Origin of the sequence: Pseudoalteromonas aliena, from assembly GCF_038155085.1 — a bacterium.
GTDB classification, from domain to species: domain Bacteria; phylum Pseudomonadota; class Gammaproteobacteria; order Enterobacterales; family Alteromonadaceae; genus Pseudoalteromonas; species Pseudoalteromonas aliena_A.
On record NZ_JBAKAU010000001.1, the window covers coordinates 31,635 to 51,561 of the forward strand.

General features: G+C 39.3%; 20 protein-coding genes. 16 read left to right on the plus strand and 4 right to left on the minus strand.

Annotated features, from left to right (window positions below; translation table 11 throughout):
* Window positions 1-7 precede the first annotated feature (7 nt).
* The 4 genes from V6260_RS00150 to V6260_RS00165 all read left to right on the plus strand — a co-directional run bounded on the left by V6260_RS00150 (window position 8) and on the right by V6260_RS00165 (window position 3,384).
* Entirely contained in the window at window positions 8-412 is a 405-nt protein-coding gene (locus tag V6260_RS00150) for an ExbD/TolR family protein (RefSeq protein WP_341591928.1), read from the plus strand.
* Window positions 412-1,029: an energy transducer TonB gene (locus V6260_RS00155; RefSeq protein WP_007583869.1), complete on the plus strand. Its 618-nt coding sequence runs from the start codon at window positions 412-414 to the stop codon at window positions 1,027-1,029. The genes V6260_RS00150 and V6260_RS00155 overlap by 1 nt, the downstream gene beginning before the upstream one ends.
* Before the next feature lie 11 nt (window positions 1,030-1,040).
* Complete coding sequence (locus tag V6260_RS00160) at window positions 1,041-2,279, plus strand: tetratricopeptide repeat protein (RefSeq protein WP_341591929.1); 1,239 nt, start codon at window positions 1,041-1,043, stop codon at window positions 2,277-2,279.
* Between the two features lie 61 nt (window positions 2,280-2,340).
* A complete protein-coding gene (locus V6260_RS00165) occupies window positions 2,341-3,384 on the plus strand; it encodes a hypothetical protein (RefSeq protein WP_341591930.1) in 1,044 nt (347 codons plus the stop codon).
* A 16-nt stretch (window positions 3,385-3,400) separates the two neighbouring features.
* Here V6260_RS00165 and V6260_RS00170 read toward each other — a convergent pair whose 3' ends face one another.
* Complete coding sequence (locus V6260_RS00170; RefSeq protein ID WP_341591931.1) at window positions 3,401-3,727, minus strand: conjugal transfer protein TraR; 327 nt, start codon at window positions 3,725-3,727, stop codon at window positions 3,401-3,403.
* Between the two features lie 61 nt (window positions 3,728-3,788).
* The gene (locus V6260_RS00175) at window positions 3,789-4,769 is read right to left on the minus strand and encodes a tRNA-dihydrouridine synthase (protein WP_341591932.1); all 981 of its coding nucleotides are present in this window, start codon (window positions 4,767-4,769) and stop codon (window positions 3,789-3,791) included.
* 225 nt (window positions 4,770-4,994) lie between these two features.
* Between V6260_RS00175 and V6260_RS00180 the strand changes: the two genes are divergently transcribed.
* The 12 genes from V6260_RS00180 to adk all read left to right on the plus strand — a co-directional run bounded on the left by V6260_RS00180 (window position 4,995) and on the right by adk (window position 17,434).
* Window positions 4,995-5,381, plus strand: coding sequence for a hypothetical protein (locus V6260_RS00180; protein WP_341591933.1), 387 nt, complete (start codon window positions 4,995-4,997; stop codon window positions 5,379-5,381).
* A gap of 97 nt (window positions 5,382-5,478) precedes the next feature.
* Window positions 5,479-6,306: a DUF692 domain-containing protein gene (locus V6260_RS00185; protein ID WP_425355699.1), complete on the plus strand. Its 828-nt coding sequence runs from the start codon at window positions 5,479-5,481 to the stop codon at window positions 6,304-6,306.
* A gap of 36 nt (window positions 6,307-6,342) precedes the next feature.
* Entirely contained in the window at window positions 6,343-7,095 is a 753-nt protein-coding gene (locus V6260_RS00190) for a DNA-binding domain-containing protein (RefSeq protein WP_341591935.1), read from the plus strand.
* Window positions 7,096-7,167: 72 nt separating this feature from the next.
* Complete coding sequence (locus V6260_RS00195) at window positions 7,168-7,290, plus strand: hypothetical protein (RefSeq protein ID WP_341591936.1); 123 nt, start codon at window positions 7,168-7,170, stop codon at window positions 7,288-7,290.
* A 172-nt stretch (window positions 7,291-7,462) separates the two neighbouring features.
* Window positions 7,463-8,008, plus strand: a complete 546-nt coding sequence (gene apt / locus V6260_RS00200) for an adenine phosphoribosyltransferase (protein WP_007375861.1) — start codon at window positions 7,463-7,465, stop codon at window positions 8,006-8,008.
* Between the two features lie 3 nt (window positions 8,009-8,011).
* A complete protein-coding gene (gene dnaX, locus V6260_RS00205; protein ID WP_341591937.1) occupies window positions 8,012-10,537 on the plus strand; it encodes a DNA polymerase III subunit gamma/tau in 2,526 nt (841 codons plus the stop codon).
* Window positions 10,538-10,597: 60 nt separating this feature from the next.
* Window positions 10,598-10,924: a YbaB/EbfC family nucleoid-associated protein gene (locus tag V6260_RS00210; RefSeq protein ID WP_002962306.1), complete on the plus strand. Its 327-nt coding sequence runs from the start codon at window positions 10,598-10,600 to the stop codon at window positions 10,922-10,924.
* A 7-nt stretch (window positions 10,925-10,931) separates the two neighbouring features.
* Window positions 10,932-11,540 (plus strand): recombination mediator RecR, encoded by a 609-nt coding sequence (recR, locus tag V6260_RS00215; protein WP_341591938.1) that lies wholly within the window; start codon window positions 10,932-10,934, stop codon window positions 11,538-11,540.
* 396 nt (window positions 11,541-11,936) lie between these two features.
* A complete protein-coding gene (locus V6260_RS00220; RefSeq protein ID WP_341591939.1) occupies window positions 11,937-13,838 on the plus strand; it encodes an MFS transporter in 1,902 nt (633 codons plus the stop codon).
* 4 nt (window positions 13,839-13,842) lie between these two features.
* Window positions 13,843-14,580: an RluA family pseudouridine synthase gene (locus V6260_RS00225; protein ID WP_341591940.1), complete on the plus strand. Its 738-nt coding sequence runs from the start codon at window positions 13,843-13,845 to the stop codon at window positions 14,578-14,580.
* Window positions 14,581-14,698: 118 nt separating this feature from the next.
* A complete protein-coding gene (htpG, locus tag V6260_RS00230) occupies window positions 14,699-16,612 on the plus strand; it encodes a molecular chaperone HtpG (RefSeq protein WP_341591941.1) in 1,914 nt (637 codons plus the stop codon).
* Between the two features lie 177 nt (window positions 16,613-16,789).
* On the plus strand, window positions 16,790-17,434 hold the full coding sequence (gene adk / locus V6260_RS00235; RefSeq protein ID WP_341591942.1) for an adenylate kinase: 645 nt from the start codon (window positions 16,790-16,792) through the stop codon (window positions 17,432-17,434).
* 63 nt (window positions 17,435-17,497) lie between these two features.
* Here adk and V6260_RS00240 read toward each other — a convergent pair whose 3' ends face one another.
* Window positions 17,498-18,286 carry a nucleoside-binding protein gene (locus tag V6260_RS00240; protein WP_341591943.1) on the minus strand — a complete coding sequence of 263 codons (789 nt, stop codon included), beginning with the start codon at window positions 18,284-18,286 and terminating at the stop codon, window positions 17,498-17,500.
* Between the two features lie 134 nt (window positions 18,287-18,420).
* Complete coding sequence (locus tag V6260_RS00245) at window positions 18,421-19,734, minus strand: Na+/H+ antiporter NhaC family protein (RefSeq protein WP_210999663.1); 1,314 nt, start codon at window positions 19,732-19,734, stop codon at window positions 18,421-18,423.
* Between the last annotated feature and the right edge of the window lie 193 nt (window positions 19,735-19,927).

The window sequence follows — 19,927 nt, forward strand, 5'->3', positions numbered from 1 at the left end:
ATTAAATATGGCACGTAAACAACGTTTTCGTGAAGAAGAAGAAGCAGCGGTTGATATGACGCCAATGCTTGACATCGTATTTATCATGCTTATTTTCTTTATCGTAACTACATCGTTCGTTAAAGAGGCTGGTATCGAGGTCAATAAACCTAAAGCGGCTCAAGCTACTAAGCAAAAAAATGCTAACATTTTTATTGCTATTCGTAGTAACGGCGAGATCTGGATTGATAAACAGCAAGTTGATGTTGAACGTATTTCAGCAAAAATCGAAAGTTTGTTAGCAGAACAACCTACTGAAGTTGTAATTTTGCAAGCTGATAAAGAAGCAAAACATGGCACAGTGGTTAAAGTTATGGACCAGATTAAAGCAACGGGTGATAACCTGAGAATTTCAATAGCTGGAGATCAGTAATGATTCGTTTTCTGTTTTCACTGATTGCAGGTGGGGCAGTTACTTTCGGCTTGTTCTACTTCATGGCATTCCTCATCTCTGGTGGGGCTGACCGTAATACGGAACAAAAAGAGCAGATCATAGTCGAAATAATGACGAATCCGCCTGAATCTAAGGTGCAGGAGAGGAAGCGTGTACCGCCTCCTCCTCCGCCACCGCCAAAGCAGCCGCCTAAACCGCAGCCGCCACAGCCGGAAAATAATAACCCTAATCCTGGTGCTATGTCATTTAACATGGGTAGCATTGATGTAGGTAGTTCAGCTGGTGGGCTAAGTGGTCCAGGTGCATTTGGACGAGATGGTGATGCGACACCTATCGTTCGTATTGAACCAAAATATCCAACACAAGCAGCACGTGATGGCAAAGAAGGTTGGGTACAACTTTCATTCACAATTGATGAGTTAGGTGGTGTGACTGACGTTGAAGTAATTGACGCAGATCCAAAACGTATCTTTGACCGTGAAGCTAAACGCGCACTGCGTAAGTGGAAGTACCGTCCTAAAATAATTGACGGAAAACCACAGAAACAACCAGGTTTACAAGTTCAATTAGACTTTAAACTTAACCAAGGCAACTAAGGAGGCGAGTAATGAGAAATTTTTCTAAAGTAACTGCGCTTGCAATTCTTATGTCTGTGACTGGTGCAACTTTTAGTGCATCTGTTTTAGCGGCGCCAGATTACGCAAAGATTGAAGAGCGTAAAAAAGCAAAAACTAAAATCATGGGCGAGCGTACTGGTAAAAAAGTAATTAAAGCATTTGATTTGTACAACGAAGAAAAAGTTGATGAAGCTATTGCTTTGCTTAGAGAGATTGAACCTTCGAATGACTTTGATAAAGCGACCGTAAATCGTTACCTAGGTAGCATGTACGCTCAAAAAGAAAAGTATGCCGATGCGATCAAATACGCTAAGCAAGCAGTTGCGCCTGATGTTTTAAACTTTGCTGACCAAGAACAAACGCTTAAGTTGTTAGGTGATTTATATGCCGGTACTGAAAAGTATCAAGAAGCCAAAAAAGCTTATGTAGCTTGGATGGACTTTACAGGCGAAGAAGATCCAACAGTTTACACGCGTATCGCTCAAGCTAACTATCAGTTAGAGCAATACCGTGACGTTTTTGAACCAGCTGATAAAGCAATTAAACTTCAAAAAGAGCCTAATAAAGGCCCTTACCAATTAAAACTTGGTGCATACTTTGAGCTTAAAGATTATGCAAACATGGTTAAGGTTGGTGAAGAGATTGTTCGTGTATGGCCTGATGATAAAAAAGCTTGGGTTAGCTTAGGTAAATATTACCTGCAAACCGAAGACTATTCTAAAGGCTTGGCAACTATGGAAGTTGCATACAAGAATGGTTACTTTGAAAATGAAGTTGAATATAAAGTTTTATCTAACTTTTACTCTTTAAACGAAATTCCTTTTAAAGCGGCAATAACGCTTGAAAAGGCCGTTAAAGGTGAAAAAGTTAAACGTACTAAGCAGAATGTTAGCGCGATTGCGAGTAACTACCATCGTTCTAAAGACTTAGAAAAAGCTGCTAAATTTGATGACGACGCTGAGCTTTTCCGCAAAGCAGGTTCATTACTTTTACAATCTGAGAAATTCAGTGCTGCTGTTGTTCGTTTGAACAAAGCATTAGAGCTTGGCTCTGACAAAAAAGGCACAATTTATTCAGATTTAGCTGAAGCGTATTACTACCAAGGTAAGTATAAGCAAGCATATGCTGCAATTACTAAAGCTATGGATGACCCTCGCACGCGTAAGTTTGCTAAAGGTTGGTCTACTTATATTAAAGATAAAGCCGCTCGCAACGGTGTAAAAATTTAATTTTATTTAGCTTAAGCAACTTATAAAAAGCCCCACTGGGGCTTTTTTTATTGGGACTACTATGTATAAAAAGCTCTTTTTTTCATTATTACTGTGCCTATTTTTAGCAGCATGTTCAAAGCAGCCTCAACTTTATGAGTCGTTTGAGGACGCACAATTTGCTTTAAAAACTTTGAATATAGCAATTGTACAACCAAGCACTACTAAAACCAATAATATAGATAAAGATCAATTGGTTTTCTCTGATGCATACTTAACAAAACGTCATACTATTTATCAGAGCCTAATGGGGATGGATCTTAATCTCAATCAAATTGCGCAAGTAAACTATTTGGTAATTGCAGAGCGTTTCCCTGAACGCTACTTTAATTGGCCGGCCCAAGTAAATGTTTTAAAAAACATGCTTGCCTTTGAAGGCTCAAAAAATACACCTGATAATGTTATTGCTTGGCTTAAGCTAACCCAAGATACGTTAGACAGTGCTAAACAAAGCAATTTAAAGCTGAATAAGGTGGAACTTACATTGTTACAAAGTTATGTATCAAGTGCGATAGTGAACACCGACGTTCAACCAGCGCTTAAAAGTCATATAAGAGCTTTTAGTGATTATTTAGCTAGTTATAAGCCAAGAGGTAGTATAGGCCTAAGAGGTTTGTCAAATGGTAGCCAGTGGTATCAGAGCAAACTTAATTACTTCAGTGGCGAAGTACATTCACCGTTAGAGTGGGTTACCATTTTAAATGAAAAAATAAAAGTATTAGATCGTGTACCATTTGACAGTAAACTGCCAAACTCTCACCAAAAATCGTTTTTAGTTCAGTATCTATCTAATGAAAAATTAATAGAAGGCTTGGATTGGCAGGCTAACTATCAAGACTTACCTGCAATGACGAGTAACATGAACATGTCTGATAAAGATAAAACACTGATGCTTGCAATGATGGAATCAGATATTGGCATTCATTACCATGCGTGGACTTTGCCACAAGCAAAGGTCAACCTTATAAAGCGCCTGCAAATGAGTCCAGAAGAGGCCCAGTACTTGGTAGAAGATATAATTCTCTACCCAGCGCAATCATTTAGCTTCATACAACACATTATATAATGATTTTAAAGTGCGCTTATTGTGCGCACTTTGTACACCTTTGAGCAGCGGGGTCTAGTTCAAGTGACTTGGCTGATATTTTTTCCTCACAATCACAACAGTAGCCATATTGCCCAATTTCTATTTGGCTTAGTGCCGCTTCTAATTTAGTCATGCGACTGATCAAAAATGCATACTCAGGACCTAGCTTCTCTGCTGCACAGTCTAACCATTCAGTGTTTGCTGTATTATCTAAAATTTGTATTAAATGCTGATGTGTAGGGTAGGCTGATTTAGAAAGCATAGTTAATATATTTAATTTAATTTGTGCTATTTCATCGCTTAGTCTTTTTTGATGATGCATTATCAGTACAACCTTATTAAATTGGCTTCACGTTATACTGATATTATCTAGAGTCTTTAAGTTAGTCGTTATGATTTGAATCAAGTTGCGGTGCTTTGGCATATTTATTTAATACGCTTGCCACATCATCTTTACTTTTTAAACGTCTGATTTCATCAAATAAATCGATTGCTTGCGGGTATTGGCGTTTTAGATAACCAAGCCATTGTTTAGTACGTGAAGCAAAATACTTTTCATCTTTTGCAGGATCTTGATGAATAGCCGAGTGAATTAAGTGATAAATAATATGCTCCCATTGAAGGCCATCATATTGCTCATTATTTACATAGGCTTTAATTTTTTTTGCTAAATCAGGGTGCGAAAGGGCGCCACGACCAAGCATCAAATCAGTACATCTACTTCGTTGTTGGCAAAGCATTGCGTCCTCAACTTGCCAAATTTCACCATTGGCAACAACGGCAATATTTTTATCTTTTATTATTGGTGGAATTTTTTCCCAATAAGCTGGCGGATTATAGCCATCACGTTTGGTTCTGGCGTGTATAGCAATACTATTTGCGCCTGCGCTTACCACAGCATCAACAATTTCTTGGCTGTTACTGTCATCATCAAAGCCTAAGCGAATTTTTGCACTTACTTCATGTTCATCATCTACAGCATCTCGTACTGCTTTGATGATCGTATACATATGATCAGGGTCTTTAAGCAGTACAGCCCCCCCTCGGCTACGATTAACCGTTTTTGCTGGGCAACCAAAATTAAGGTCGACCCCATGGGACCCTAAGGCGATTGCCCTTATTGCATTTTTGGCTAACGGATTTGCTTCTTGGCCGAGTAATTGAACGCGCACAGGAGTACCTGCTCGTGTATATCCATTATTATGTAGCTCAGGGCAAAATCGATGAAAAACTTTGTCAGGTAAACATGTATCAACCACTCTTACAAACTCTGTAACGCATAAATCGAACCCACCAATGTCTGTGAGTAATTGGCGCATTTTAAAATCAACGACACCTTCCATAGGTGCTAAAACAAGTTTCATAAGGAGATTAATTTTGATAAAAAACTGGAGGCATAGTTTACCTGTAAATCGCACATTGATAAATCTGTAATTACCGACCATATTTAATGTAGAAATTGCAAAAGTAAATATTTTGAAGATAAATGAAAGTTTTTATTTTTGTACGGGTCTACTTAAGCATACAAGCAATTTAAAATACATTTTCATTGCTGATATTTACAATCCTTGATTAAAGAGAGTCATAAAATGAATACAGTTAAAAAAAATACAATCGCGTTAACTTTAGGTGCAGTAGTAGTTGGCTCTGCAAGTTTTGTATCAGCAGATGTACAAGCTAACCCATTTGAGTTTCAACAATTAGTAACAGGTTACCAATTAGATGCTGCAGAAGGTAAGTGCGGTGAAGGTAAATGTGGCGGCGACGCAAAGGGTAAAAAAGAAGGTAAATGCGGCGAAGGCAAATGTGGTGGCGACGCAAAAGATAAAAAAGAAGGTAAATGCGGCGAAGGTAAATGTGGCGGCGATGCAAAAGCTAAAACAGAAGGCAAATGTGGTGAAGGTAAATGTGGCGGCGACGCTAAAAAAACTAAAAAAGAAGGTAAATGCGGCGAGGGTAAATGTGGTGGCCGTTAATATCTTATTCTAAATAAGTTATGCTAAAAGGGCCCAAAGGCCCTTTTTTGTTAAGTTAGAGGTAGTTATGATACAAACTCAAAGTAAAGATTTTGGGATGGTGGGCCTGGGCCTACGACGAGAAATGCTTGATGAGCTGCTTGAACATGTACCCAATCAAGTAAATTTTTTAGAAGTTGCGCCAGAGAACTGGTTAAAACTAGGTGGGCGCTTTAAAAAACAATTTAAAACATTAACCGATGCTAATAATTTTGTGTGTCATGGATTATCACTGTCTATTGGTTCTCCCGAACCTCTGGATGTTGAATTTGTTAAGTCTTTAAAGGTGTTTTTTGAAGATCACAACATAAAGATTTTTAGTGAGCACTTAAGTTACTGCTCTGGTACAGGGCATATGTATGACTTAATGCCAATTCCGTTTACACAAGATGCCATAGCACATGTTGTTCCTCGTATTAAACAAGTTCAAGACATACTAGAGCAGCAAATTGCGATAGAAAATGTTTCTTATTATGGCGCTCCTGGACAGCAATTATCAGAGCTGGAATTTACAAATATTATCTTAGAGCAAGCAGACTGCAAGCTTTTACTGGATGTGAATAACATTTATGTGAATTCGATTAATCATGGGTATAACGCACAAGACTTTTTAACTGGGTTACCTTCTAATCGTATTGCCTATGGGCACGTTGCAGGCCATTATAATGAGGCTGATGACTTAATAGTGGATACACATGGCGCTGATGTCATTGATCCAGTTTGGGAGCTACTCGATAAAGCATATGAAGTGCATGGCGTATTTCCGACTCTACTTGAGCGGGATTTTAATATTCCTACCATGAATGTTTTAACCAAAGAGTTAGATATAATTCATGAGTTGCAAGCTAAACACTTTGATTCAACTGTTTCAAAAAAACGAGCTTAATATAAGCCTTTATCAACATTAAAAGAGTGCCTGGTTATGAGCTTTATTGAAATACAAAACGAATTTATGGCGCATATTCGCGAGCCTCAAAAAAATAAAAAGCCCAGCGATATAGAAAACAGGCGTATGGCTATTTATCGCGACTTATTTTTTAATAACATTGAAGGTTTTATATCATCAGGTTTTCCGGTATTAAAAACTTTATATACCCAGAAGCAATGGCAAGCCCTCGTACGCCAGTTTTTTAGTGAATATGATTGTCATTCTCCGTACTTTTTAGATATAGCAGGGGAGTTTATTAATTACTTATCAAGTGATTATAAAATGAAAAAATACGATCCCGTGTTTATGCTAGAACTTGCTCATTATGAATGGGTAGAGCTAGATGTATCCATTGCACACGAAGATGAGCAAGAAAAGAAATTACTAACAACAGCGCTTACAAGTTCAGTGTTGTATTTATCGAAAACGGCAAGAAATTTAAGCTATCAATTTCCGGTTCAAAATATTAGCAACCGCTTTAAACCAAAGGAACCATCACCTCAACCTAACTATTTTGTGGTATATAGAGATGAAAATGATGACGTTCAATTTTTGGCTACGAATGCGATGACAGCTTTGCTATTGTCAATTATAGAGGCGAGTGAAGGCGCGACATTTGACAACGTTTGCCAACAGGTATTAGCTCATGCACCACAATTTAATGCAGAGCAAATTGCTCAAGGCGCATTGGTTACTCTTAATGCAATGGTTGAACGTGGAGTCATTGTGACAAAAAATCAAGACTAAGGTCTTTATTGATGATTTTACATCGTCTATCATGGCGGACTTATTTGTCGTGCTTAATAAAAGGTTGTACCAATGTCAGATGATAAAGACTTTAAAGATCCGTTCAACGCCACTTACCTTCTTGCTTTTTTAGCTATATTTGCAGGAATTGGTTGTTTAAATGCAATATTAGGCTGGATCACTAGCTTAACTTAAAATGCATAGCGTTTATTGAGGCTGTTGCTTACTTCAGCCTTAAGTCTCTTTATTTTTAATTATACTCCTTTCACTTAATACTTCTTTTATAATAACGCCAAACTCGCAATTAAAGGTTAGTTAAGGTTATAATCACCTGCTTTGTAATATAAACAATTGAGCAGTTAAAATTATGACTCAAGTAACACCAGCAATTATCAAAAACAGCATCACAACAATTGCTGATTATCCAAAAGCGGGCATCATGTTTCGCGATGTAACCACTTTAATGGCAAATCCAGAAGCCTTTAAAGCAACTATTGACGCGTTTATCGCAGAATATAAAGATCAGGGCTTTACTAAAATCATAGGCACGGAGTCACGTGGTTTTATTTTTGGTGCGCCATTGTCTTATGCGTTAGGCATTCCGTTTATTCCAGTACGTAAACCAGGTAAGTTACCACGCGAAGTTATTCGTCAAGACTACTTACTTGAGTACGGTGAAGACACGCTAGAACTGCATGTTGATGCAATTGTACCTGGCGATAAAGTACTATTAGTTGATGACTTATTAGCAACTGGTGGCACAATTGAAGCCACTGCTAAATTAGTTCATAAACTAGGTGGCGAAGCCACAGATGCTGCATTTGTTGTATCACTACCAGAACTGGGTGGCGAGCAGCGCATCAAAAAAATGGGTATTAAAATCCTAAAATTGGTTGAATTCGAAGGCGAGTAATCGATGAGTTATCAGGTTCTAGCGAGAAAATGGCGTCCTCAAACCTTTCATGAATTGGTTGGGCAGTCTCATGTTAAGCAAGCGCTTGTAAATGCGCTTACGCAAAATAGACTGCATCACGCTTATTTATTCACTGGAACTCGCGGTGTAGGTAAAACGACCATTGCACGTATTTTTGCTAAAAGCTTAAATTGCGATGAGGGTATATCTGCAAATCCGTGTGGTCAATGTAGCAGCTGTTTAGATATAGAAGCAGGGCGCTACATTGATTTACTCGAAATTGATGCGGCTTCTCGCACCAAAGTAGAAGACACTCGCGAAATACTTGATAATGTTCAATATGCACCAACACGTGGACGTTATAAAGTATACCTAATCGATGAAGTTCACATGCTTTCTAAACACAGCTTCAATGCGCTTTTAAAAACGCTTGAAGAGCCACCAGAGCATGTGAAATTTTTATTGGCGACCACCGATCCCCAAAAACTACCAGTTACTATATTATCTCGCTGTCTACAATTTAACTTAAATGCCTTGTCGCAAAGCGAAATTAAAACACAGCTTGAACACGTACTTACTCAAGAGCAGCTTAGCTTTGACACCGATGCACTTAGCATTATTTCAAAAGCCGCTGATGGCAGTATGCGTGATGCACTTAGCTTAACCGACCAAGCTATTGCGCAAACAAATGGTGATATTAATAATCAAGCAGTACAAACTATGCTTGGTTTAATGGATACCCATTACAGCCAAAGCTTGCTTGCAGCATTACTTGCACAAGATGGCGCTGCATTAATGGATGAGATTGCGCAGGTGGCAAGTCGTAATCCTAATTATGTTGCGTTACTTGATGATTTAATTGCACTTATGCATTTGACCCAACTAACCCAGTTAGTGCCAGAGGCGGCGGGGCTTGATGAAAAAAATGTAGATTATATTGCTCATGTTGCACAGCATACGAGCCCACAGCAAATTCAAGTTTATTATCAGTTGCTGTTAAATGGTAAAAAAGATTTACAATGGGCACCAGAGCCTCGTTTAGGCTTTGAAATGATCATGCTAAGACTATTAGCATTTAAGCCTACAGACGCTCAACAAACTGTACACACAGCAAACGAAGAGCCAGCCCCAAATAAACAAGGCCGCGCAAATGCACTGCGAGATATATTAAATAAAAATAAAACATCGCAAAACACCGTAGCTGGCCAAAGCAGTGCTCCAGTAAATAATATTAAGCCAGTTAGCAATGCCGAGCAGCCTAAAACAGTTGAGATAGAGCCTTTACCAAATGTTGCCGCTCAGACATCGAATAATGACGTCAAACAAAGTAATAATGAGCCTGCCCAATTTGTAGTAGAGCAACCGGTTCAACAAAGTGAAAACGCTTCAAAGCAACAGGCTTCAGATAATGAGCAACCACAAACGAATGTTGTTTCAGATGCTCAAGCCCAGCGCCAAAGTGAAGATGAAGCTTACATGCAACATAGTGATGCTGAACAAACGCTAGCCTCTCAGTTTGACGATATAATGAGTAGCGCTGTAGATCAGGGCTTTAACCCTGCAACGAATGCAAACTCAGAGTCTTCACCAGAGCCCTTAACAAATCACAATGCAAGTACGCCAATAGCTGAACAAGAAGCGCAGGCGCAATCTGCCATTGCTCGTATTTTGCGTGACCGAAACATATCCGGTGCGGGTAGGTTATCAAGCAAGAGTACAAGCACCTCTGCAAATAATGTAGCAGCGCAGCCAAACCAAACGCCCGCTAAAAAGCCTGAACACCAGCCAAGAATGCCTGAAGCTCAAAGTGTTAACCAAGATAGCACCGCTGAGAATACAAACGAGCTCAACAGCGTTACAAACGTAGCACCTAGCGATCCCCCTCCTTGGGTGACTGATAGTGCAGGTGCAAGTGAAAAAAAGCATGAGCTCCCACTAACAGGGAGCGAAAGCCAGGCACATGGTCACGCTAATACAAAACCAGCACGAAAAGTTGATTTTAAAGAAAAGCACCAAACAATTACCGAAAATCTAGCGCCAGAGCTACTTGAGCAAATAAACCCTCAAAAAGTACCTGAAGCAGCTCCAGAGGAAACTAGCATTCCCGTACCTGACGATTTTCAAAGTCCAATCAGTGAAATTAGGTTTGCACATCAACAAGATGAGTGGGCTTATTTAATTAAACGTATGGGGCTTGGTGGTCGTATGCGCCAATTTGCGTTGCATTCAATTTTTACCAAGCAAGGCAACAGTTTACATATAGACGTTGATGAATCACAAAAGCATTTAGATACACCGATGCTTCGCCAAAGATTAGATGCCGCATTGTCGAGTATTTATGAGCATAACGTGTCGTTAAGTATTAATTTTGCTAAGGGAGTTATTGACTCTCCTTATCTTATTCAGCAAAAAATAGATGCAGGTCGTCATCAGCAAGCAATCGATGTGATAACATCTGATGAAAACATAGTACAATTTCAGCAAATATTTAGCGCCGAAATTGACGAAAACAGTATTCAGGCATTGTAATTACTTACAATCGCCCTTATGTTCATGTTAATTAATGTATTAAAAGAAAGAGAGAAAGTTATGTTTAAAGGTGGAATGGGCAACATGATGAAGCAAGCGCAGCAAATGCAAGATCGCATGCAAAAAGCCCAAGACGAAATCGCAACATTAGAAGTTGTTGGCGAAGCCGGTGCCGGTTTAGTTAAAGTAACTATGCTTGGTAACCACAATGTACGTCGTGTTCAGCTTGATGAAAGCCTTATGGAAGACGACAAAGACATGATTGAAGACTTACTTGCAGCAGCGTGTAACGATGCTGTACGCCGTGTAGCAGAAGAAACACAAGAGCGTATGGGTAAAGTAACTGGCGGTATGCAATTACCGCCAGGTATGAAAATGCCGTTTTAAGTAAATAATGCAACTTTCAGATAGTTTAAATCAGCTTATAGAAGCACTGCGCTGTCAACCGGGCATTGGTCCAAAGTCAGCGCAGCGTATTGCTTTTCACTTGCTTGAGCGCGACCGAAAGGGAGGCACTCAGCTAGGCAATGCACTCACTAAAGCAATGACCGCCATAGGGCACTGTCAGTCTTGTCGTACTTTTTGCGAACAAGCTCAGTGCGATATTTGTTTAAGTACAAAACGCCAAGACAGCGGTATACTATGTGTTGTGGAATCGCCTACTGACGTACTTGCTATCGAGCAAACAGGGCAATATCAAGGTTTATACTTTGTTTTAATGGGACATTTATCACCTATTGATGGTATTGGTCCTAAAGAAATTGGCCTTGATGTACTAGAGCAAAAACTTTCTCATGGTGGTATAAACGAAGTTATTTTAGCGACTAACCCTACGGTTGAAGGCGAAACAACAGCGCATTATATTGCTCAGCTTTGCCATAAATATAAAGTAGGCGCATCAAGAATTGCTCATGGTATACCTGTCGGTGGTGAGCTCGATTTGGTCGATGGCACCACACTTATGCACGCCTTTAGTGGCCGACGTGCGGTAATGCAAGACTAAAGCAGCTATTTGAAACTTACTTTAAAAGCCTACATTGTAAAATATGTAGGCTTTTTTGTTTTTAAAGCAAAACATAAGGTAAGATTAACGCTTTATATGATTAATCATTAGCTAGGGGCTGTTGATCTTTGCGGATTAAAATTTGTTCAAATTAGGGGCTATTTAATCGCGGCGCGAGGTTTGTAACCTAGTGGGCTAAGTAAAAACCGAGCAACAAAGAGTAAATAGCCCCTAGGAAAAACCCTTTGGGCAGCGCCTGTTTGGCATTAATGCTGCGTTATCGCCTATTTATGGGGAATAACCACACTACATAGGCTCTGCCTTGCCTAAATACCAAACAGACTGCTGCAAATTTAACCTTGAAAGATCAACAGCCCCTAGTGACTAAGGGACAAAATGCAAAATAATAAAAAACATCCAAGTGCACTACTAAACAGTAAGCGTTTTCTACCGCTTTTTGTTACGCAGTTTTTATCAGCCATAAACGATAACGTATACAAGCAGTCGGTGCTTATTTTATTGGTTTTTCAAGCGGCAACACTTGCAGACGGTGCATTATATTCAAATATTGCTGCTGGGTTATTTATTCTTCCGTTCTTTTTATTTTCAGGGATGGCAGGGCAGCTTGCAGAAAAAACAGAAAAATCCAAACTAATCAGAATCGTAAAGCTATGTGAAATTCCTATTATGGTTGTAGGGGCTGTGTCGATTCTAACGCAGTATGTGTGGCTAATGTTAGCGACCGTATTTTTAATGGGTGCGCAAAGTACGTTTTTTGGTCCATTAAAATATTCTATTTTACCGCAGCACGTAGCCCCTAATGAATTAACAAAAGCGAATGGTTTGGTTGAATCAGGCACGTTTGTGGCGATACTAATGGGTACAATTTTTGGCACCTATTATATTACTCAATCAGTAGGACCCACGCTTATAGGTATTGCAGTATTAGTACTGACTGTGATGGGTTATGTGAGCAGTCGCTTTATACCCATAAGTGAGGCTAACGAGCCTAACTTAAAATTTACCTATAATATATTTTCATCCACAAAAAACGTATTTTCAGCGCTTAATTCGCAAACAGAGTCGGTTGGTAAATCGGTACTTGGGATCAGTTGGTTTTGGTTAATTGGCGCCATTGTTTTAACGTCCTTACCAAATTATGTAAAACATACAATGGGTGGTGATGAGTTGGTTGTAACTAGCGCGCTTGTTGTGTTTTCACTAAGTATTGCTATTGGTTCGTTACTGTGTGAAAAGCTTTCTCGCTCTCGAATAGAATTAGGGATTGTACCTTTTGGCGCTATTTTAATTACCTTATTTTTATACTTACTGAGCCAAGAAAGCGCTATTAGCGCGTATATGCCTCAAAATACTCAATCATTAACACTTGAGCAGGTATTAGAAACAGGCGACATGTTGTGGCATTTTGTTTGGATGGCAGGCATTGGTATTGGCGCTGGTTTTTACACTGTACCGCTGTATGCGCTTATTCAACAGCGTACTGAAGAGGCGAGTCGCTCACGCGTTATTGCCGCTAATAATGTATTAAATGCATTGTTTATGGTGGGCTGTGCTATTTTGAGTATTGTAACACTGTCTGTTTTTCAGTGGAGTATTTCAGAGCTGCTACTGTTACTTGCTGGGCTAAACTTGCTTATTTCTGTTTATATTTATACTAAAGTACCAGAGTTCTTTTTACGGTTTGTTATTTATATTTTGGCTATTTGTATGTACCGCGTGCGCACAAAAGGTGAAAGTAATATTCCAGATGAAGGCGCCGCGGTTGTAGTGTGTAATCACGTAAGTTTTGTTGATTGGATGTTTATTTTAGCAACGTCACCAAGGCCGATTCGATTTATGGTTTTTGCCCCTATTTATTATTCGCCAGCCCTGCATTGGCTTTTTAAAATGGCCAAAGCTATTCCCATTAATAGTGAAAAAACCAACCCAAAAGCGTTTAAAAAAGCCTTTGATGACGTTGCTGCGGCGCTTGATAAAGGTGAGCTTATTGGGATTTTCCCAGAAGGGAAGCTCACGAGTGACGGCTCAGTAGATATTTTCCGCCGTGGAATCGAGCGTATTATTGAGCGCTCACCTGTGCCCGTTATTCCTGTGCACTTAGGTGGTTTATGGGGCAGCATGTTTAGTCGTAAAGCTAAATGGCAACTCCCTCGGTTAAAATGGTCTTTGGTGTCTGTTTCAGTCGGTGCCGCGATTGCTGCTGATGAGGTAGTAGCAGATGATTTACGTGAAAAAGTATTGGCTTTAAAAGCGCTTCATTCAAAAGATATTGACTAATTTAATGGTTAACTTAAAGGCTAACTCAACATCGCAAACAGCTTCGGAGCAATCCATTATAGTTGATTATTTTGTAGCCCCTAAGTGCGATGGGTTTATTAAAATACTATATCAAGATGACGATATTTTATTGATTAATAAACCCAGTGGGTTATTGAGTTTGTCGGGTAAAAATCCGCTTAACTGGGACTCAGTGCATTACCGTTTAGTACATGGTCAAAAAGAGTTAACAGCTGCATTTGCAGAGGCTAAGTTACCGCACCGGTTAGATTTGGGTACGTCGGGTATTATGATTGTTGGATTAAACGCGATTGCCTCAAAGCACCTTAATAAGCAATTTCAAGCGCGTACTATTCAAAAGCGTTATGTAGCTATGCTTGAAGGGTACTTGGCTGTGGATGAAGGGGTCATTACTGCGCCAATAGCAAAAGATAAACTGCTTTTTCCGCGCGTTAAAATTTGTCAATCGACCGGTAAAACAGCAGTCAGTGAATATAAAGTGTTTGCGCGATTTGAACAACCATGCAGAACTTTAGTGCAGTTTACGCCTGTGACAGGGCGTACTCACCAGTTACGGATACACAGCCAGTTTATAGGTCTCCCTATATTAGGTTGCGATTTATATAAAAATGCGCAAAGTGAACACATGGCAGGGCGCTTACAGTTACATGCCAGCGATTTATATTTTGAGCACCCCAGCAGCGGCGAGAGAATCCATATTAACTGCCCGCATTCGTTTTAAACAAATTAATGGTTCTTTGTTTTCGTTTCACCTTTTTTAATATTTTCCCTTGAAGTTCTAACACCTCACCCCATATTAAGTGCATAACGCAGACACTTTGCAAATTGGAGATACATAAATGACTGCAGCACAAAAAGAAACATTAGGCTTTCAAACAGAAGTAAAACAATTATTAAACTTAATGATTCATTCTCTTTATTCAAATAAAGAAATATTTTTACGTGAACTTGTATCAAATGCATCTGATGCAGCAGACAAGTTACGCTTTTTAGCGCTTTCTAATGGCGACCTTTACCAAGGTGATGCCGACTTACGTGTACGTATTAGCGCAGACAAAGACGCCAACACGGTTACTATTTCAGATAACGGTATTGGTATGACGCGCGATGAAGTAATTAGCTCTTTAGGCACAATTGCAAAATCAGGTACTGCTGAGTTTTTTAAAAACTTAACCGGCGATCAAAGTAAAGATTCACAGTTAATTGGTCAATTTGGTGTTGGTTTTTACTCAGCATTTATCGTTGCCGATTTAGTCACTGTACGTACCCGTAAAGCGGGTGAAACAACTGCTTATGAGTGGGAATCTCAAGGCGAAGGCGAGTACACACTTCAAGAAATTGAAAAAGAAGGTCGTGGTACAGAGATTATTTTACACCTTCGCGATGAAGAAAAAGAATTTGCTGATGACTACCGTCTACGTAGCATTGTTACTAAATACTCAGATCATATTTCTACGCCTGTACAAATGTACAAACCAGAAGTGCCAGAATCTGAAGGCGAAGATGGTGAGAAAATCCCAGCGGTTCCAGGTGAATGGGAAAGCATTAACCGTGCTACAGCATTATGGACGCGTGATAAATCGGAGCTTTCTGATGAAGAGTACAAAGAGTTTTACAAACATGTAAGCCATGATTGGGAAGATCCACTTAGTTGGGCACATAACAAGGTTGAAGGTAAAACTGAATACACGAGTCTTTTATATATTCCTAAAAAAGCGCCATTTGATTTATGGAATCGTGATCGTCAAAGTGGTTTAAAACTTTACGTACAACGCGTATTTGTAATGGATGATGCTGAGCAGTTTATGCCAAGCTACTTACGTTTTGTAAAAGGTTTATTAGATTCAAACGATTTACCACTAAACGTATCTCGCGAAATTTTACAAGACAACAAAGTTACTCAAGCTATTCGTAAAGGGTGTACATCGCGCATTATCAAAATGCTTGAACGTATGGCTAAAAACAAAGCTGATGACTACCAAGTGTTTTGGAATGAGTTTGGCCAAGTAATGAAAGAAGGCCCAGCGGAAGACGCAGCAAATAAAGAAGCTATTTGTAAGTTATTACGTTTTTCTTCAACTCATACTGATTCAGAAACGCAAGATGTATCGCTTGAGCAATACGTTGAGCGCATGAATGAAGGCCAAGATAAAATATACTACGTAGTAGCTGATACCTTCACTGCAGCTAAAAATTCTCCGCATTTAGAGATTTTCCGTAAGAAAGGCATTGAAGTGTTACTGCTAAGTGACCGTGTTGATGAGTGGATGATGAGCCACTTAACTGAATTTGCTGATAAGCAACTGCAATCAATTACGCGTGGTGATTTAGACTTAGGTAAGCTTGACGACGAAGAAACTAAAAAAGCGCAAGAAGAGTCTGAAAAAGAAATGGCAGGCCTTGTTGAGCGTATTAAAACAGCGCTAGGTGATGATGTTAAAGAAGTGCGCTTTACGCACCGTTTAACTGATTCTCCTGCGTGTGTTGTAAGTGACGACAACGACATGAGCTCTCAAATGCAAAAATTAATGGAGTCTGTAGGTCAAGCAGCCCCAGAAGCTAAACCTGTGTTTGAGTTAAACCCTGAGCATCAGCTTGTTAAGCACCTAAATGATGAGCAAGATGAAGATAAGTTTGCACAGTGGTCAAATGTATTATTAGACCAAGCATTACTTGCAGAGCGCGGTACTTTAAAAGATCCAACAGGGTTTGTTACACGCCTAAACAAACTTATGTTAGAACTAAGCAAGTAATTGCTTATTAGCTAAGTAAATAAAAGTACAAAGTTTGTACATATTTAAAAAGGAAGCGTTTGCTTCCTTTTTTTATGCGCTGCAAGGTAGGCAATTAGTATAAGTTACTTGAGTATCAGCGGCGCTTATGGAAGAATTCAGGCTTTAAAATAAACTTCCATACTAGGGGACAATGATATGCGCATTATTCTTTTGGGCGCGCCGGGTGCTGGTAAAGGTACTCAAGCTCAGTTTTTAATGGACAAGTACGGTATTCCACAAATTTCTACTGGCGACATGCTTCGCGCAGCTATTAAAGAAGGCACACCACTGGGTCTTGAAGCAAAAAAAGTAATGGATGCAGGTCAGTTAATTTCTGACGATATCATTATCGGTTTAGTTAAAGAGCGTATTGCTAAAGCTGATTGTGAAAAAGGTTTTTTACTTGATGGCTTCCCACGCACCATTCCACAAGCAGATGCAATGAAAGAAAATGGCGTAGTGGTTGATCACGTTATTGAATTTGATGTGGCTGATGAAGTAATTGTAGAGCGTATGGGCGGACGTCGTGTACACCCAGGCTCAGGTCGTGTTTATCATGTTGTTTACAACCCACCAAAGGTTGAAGGTAAAGACAACGAAACAGGGGAAGACTTAATTGTTCGTGCAGATGATACAGAAGAAACAGTGCGTAAGCGTTTAGGTATTTACCACGAGCAAACTATGCCATTGGTTGATTACTACCAAGCTGAAGCACAAGCAGGTAACACGCAGTACCATAAAATTGATGGTACGCAAGCTGTTGAAACAGTGAGTCAGCAACTAGCAGAGCTTTTAGGTTAGTAAATTAAATAAAAGCGATGTAAAGATTTATTACATCGCTTTTACTTTATAAGGTTCGGCTTGCTAAAAAGTCCACTCAATGTGTATTTGTGGAACCGATTCAGTTGCCTCAGTGCCTAGCTTGTTATGCCAATATTGTAGTTCCATACCCAGTAATAGGGTGTTTTCTTTCATTTCTAACGCGTGGCCCATATCCCATACTAAAATAGGTTGTGCGAGTATCCAGGCTTCTACATCGTTACCAAATTCATCTTCGCGCTCTGCAATGTACTCGGCGTGCCCTTTAAAGCTAAATTTTTGTGATCCTACGGTAAACGGGTATTCAAAGGCCACATCAAACATCCAGCTGTTAGTTTCAATAGGGGCGCCGCCTTTTGCTACGCCTTCACTGTCGTCAATATAGGCAGTTACAAGTGTTTGAAAAAAGTTGAACCCGGGTACATCCCAGCTTAATTTAACGCCCGGTAAATATTTGACAATTTTTGCATCATGGGCAACATTAATCCCTGCAGTCAAACCAACATCTAGTAAGCGACCGGTCCCGACTCTTTCATCATAGAGTTTAGACATACTAACAGTCGTGTAAAACTCCCCATAAAAGTCATCATCTTGGTAACCATCTTCTCTAATATCGTTACTGTAATCAATAAAGAAAAAATTATCACCAAACTCATAACCAGAAGCATGCTGAATAGAGTAAACGGTTGTATTTGATTTCTTTTCGGTAAAAGGGTTTTTTTGAAAACCGTTATTAATATGTAATGCAGTGCTGCTCCAGTTTGCTGCTAAGGCAGATGATGGTAAAACGAGAGAAGTAAGAGTAACAATAGGAAGTAATTTTTTAAATTTCATAATTGTTTTAATTAATATAATTTTAATGACACGCGGAGGCGCGCATTATAGCAGAAGAGACTAATTTGTTGAGTGTTAATTTTAACATATGTTGCAGCTTACTTATTAAGCTGCAACATATTAGTATGCGTTAATTATGCTTTATTGCGGCGTAAACAAATTATAGCAATTGCCGTAAACGCTAATATAAAGCAGTAGTACGACGAAGTAGACACTTCCCACGGGCTTATTTTGAATGTAGCACCTAATAGTAGCGCTTGTGCGCCATATGGCAGTGAACCTTGTGTTACACACGCAAAAATATCAAGTAAACTTGCAGAACGCTTACCGCTTATTTCACCGTCATCAGCAAGCTTTTTAGCGATTGGGCCGGCCACAATAATAGACACGGTATTATTAGCAATACACACATTGCTGGTTAAAACTAGAGCGGCAATGCCAAGTTGGTCGGCCACTTTACGATGCCATTTAGCGATTATTTTGGTTATGGCTTGAATTTTTTGAGCAATATAATCAAGGCCGCCATTTATACGAATAAATTCAGATAAGCCACCAATAAACATAGAAAGTAAAAATATTTCCTGCATATCAGTAAAGCCTTTGTAAATGTCTTTTACAAAGCTTGCGCCTTCGTAACTACCGGTAAAGCCCATTAATGCGGCAAAAATAATACCGCTAAACAACACTACAAATACGTTTAAGCCCGCTACCGCCAACACTAAAATAAAGGCATAAGGAAGTACTAACCAAACATCGTAATCTTTAGTTTCAACAACTTGCGCAGCAGGCGTGAGATAAAATAATAAAGCAATGGTGAGTACGGCTGCAGGAACAGCTATTTTTAAGTTTTCTTTAAACTTATCTTTCATTTCACAGCCTTGCGTTCGAGTCGCTGCAATAGTGGTGTCAGAAATAATAGATAGGTTATCGCCAAACATAGCGCCAGATACAATAGTACCTGCCATTAATGCTGGATCTATACCTGTTTTAATTGATACCGCATAAGCAATTGGGCCAATAGCGCCAATAGTACCCATTGAGGTCCCCATCGCAGTAGAAACAACGGCCGCAATTAAAAACAAACCAGGTAATAATAGTGATGGTGGAATAAGCGATAAACCGGCATTAACAACCGCATCAACACCACCAGTTGCACTTGCTACAGCTGAAAAAGCACCTGCAAGTAAATATATTAAACACATGGTAATAATATTGTTGTGTCCGGCACCTTTAATAAAGGTCTCTACACATTGGTTTACCGTGCCTTTATTTAATATAAACGCAAGCATAATGGCGGGTAATATAGCAACAGGTGCGGGTAGTTGGTAAAAAGCGTAATCAACCCCTTGCGATTGCAAATACAAACCAGAGCCTAAAAATAGCGCTACAAAGGTAAGTAGGGGAAGTAAAGAAAGTATTGCTTTGTTTTTATTAAATGATGGCTGCATCATATTCCTCATAACCAGTAAAATTTATCACAGCCAAAACTCCTCTTTTAGCTGAATTTAGCAGTACAACTTTTAATTTAAAAAAGTTGTTAGCCGCAGCGTCCGCAAGCCAAAGACCAAATCGACGCGAAAGGGAAGTTTAAATGTATAGATGGCTAAAGTAAACTGGTATTGTTATTATTATAAAATTAAA

What these genes read in the sequence shown, in the direction of transcription:
- V6260_RS00150 (WP_341591928.1), top strand. Translation starts at nt 8, where the DNA reads ATGGCACGTAAACAACGTTTTCGTGAAGAAGAAGAAGCAGCGGTTGAT.
- V6260_RS00155 (WP_007583869.1), top strand. Translation starts at nt 412, where the DNA reads ATGATTCGTTTTCTGTTTTCACTGATTGCAGGTGGGGCAGTTACTTTC.
- V6260_RS00160 (WP_341591929.1), top strand. Translation starts at nt 1,041, where the DNA reads ATGAGAAATTTTTCTAAAGTAACTGCGCTTGCAATTCTTATGTCTGTG.
- V6260_RS00165 (WP_341591930.1), top strand. Translation starts at nt 2,341, where the DNA reads ATGTATAAAAAGCTCTTTTTTTCATTATTACTGTGCCTATTTTTAGCA.
- V6260_RS00170 (WP_341591931.1), bottom strand. Translation starts at nt 3,727, where the DNA reads ATGCATCATCAAAAAAGACTAAGCGATGAAATAGCACAAATTAAATTA.
- V6260_RS00175 (WP_341591932.1), bottom strand. Translation starts at nt 4,769, where the DNA reads ATGAAACTTGTTTTAGCACCTATGGAAGGTGTCGTTGATTTTAAAATG.
- V6260_RS00180 (WP_341591933.1), top strand. Translation starts at nt 4,995, where the DNA reads ATGAATACAGTTAAAAAAAATACAATCGCGTTAACTTTAGGTGCAGTA.
- V6260_RS00185 (WP_425355699.1), top strand. Translation starts at nt 5,479, where the DNA reads ATGGTGGGCCTGGGCCTACGACGAGAAATGCTTGATGAGCTGCTTGAA.
- V6260_RS00190 (WP_341591935.1), top strand. Translation starts at nt 6,343, where the DNA reads ATGAGCTTTATTGAAATACAAAACGAATTTATGGCGCATATTCGCGAG.
- V6260_RS00195 (WP_341591936.1), top strand. Translation starts at nt 7,168, where the DNA reads ATGTCAGATGATAAAGACTTTAAAGATCCGTTCAACGCCACTTACCTT.
- apt (WP_007375861.1), top strand. Translation starts at nt 7,463, where the DNA reads ATGACTCAAGTAACACCAGCAATTATCAAAAACAGCATCACAACAATT.
- dnaX (WP_341591937.1), top strand. Translation starts at nt 8,012, where the DNA reads ATGAGTTATCAGGTTCTAGCGAGAAAATGGCGTCCTCAAACCTTTCAT.
- V6260_RS00210 (WP_002962306.1), top strand. Translation starts at nt 10,598, where the DNA reads ATGTTTAAAGGTGGAATGGGCAACATGATGAAGCAAGCGCAGCAAATG.
- recR (WP_341591938.1), top strand. Translation starts at nt 10,932, where the DNA reads ATGCAACTTTCAGATAGTTTAAATCAGCTTATAGAAGCACTGCGCTGT.
- V6260_RS00220 (WP_341591939.1), top strand. Translation starts at nt 11,937, where the DNA reads ATGCAAAATAATAAAAAACATCCAAGTGCACTACTAAACAGTAAGCGT.
- V6260_RS00225 (WP_341591940.1), top strand. Translation starts at nt 13,843, where the DNA reads ATGGTTAACTTAAAGGCTAACTCAACATCGCAAACAGCTTCGGAGCAA.
- htpG (WP_341591941.1), top strand. Translation starts at nt 14,699, where the DNA reads ATGACTGCAGCACAAAAAGAAACATTAGGCTTTCAAACAGAAGTAAAA.
- adk (WP_341591942.1), top strand. Translation starts at nt 16,790, where the DNA reads ATGCGCATTATTCTTTTGGGCGCGCCGGGTGCTGGTAAAGGTACTCAA.
- V6260_RS00240 (WP_341591943.1), bottom strand. Translation starts at nt 18,286, where the DNA reads ATGAAATTTAAAAAATTACTTCCTATTGTTACTCTTACTTCTCTCGTT.
- V6260_RS00245 (WP_210999663.1), bottom strand. Translation starts at nt 19,734, where the DNA reads ATGCAGCCATCATTTAATAAAAACAAAGCAATACTTTCTTTACTTCCC.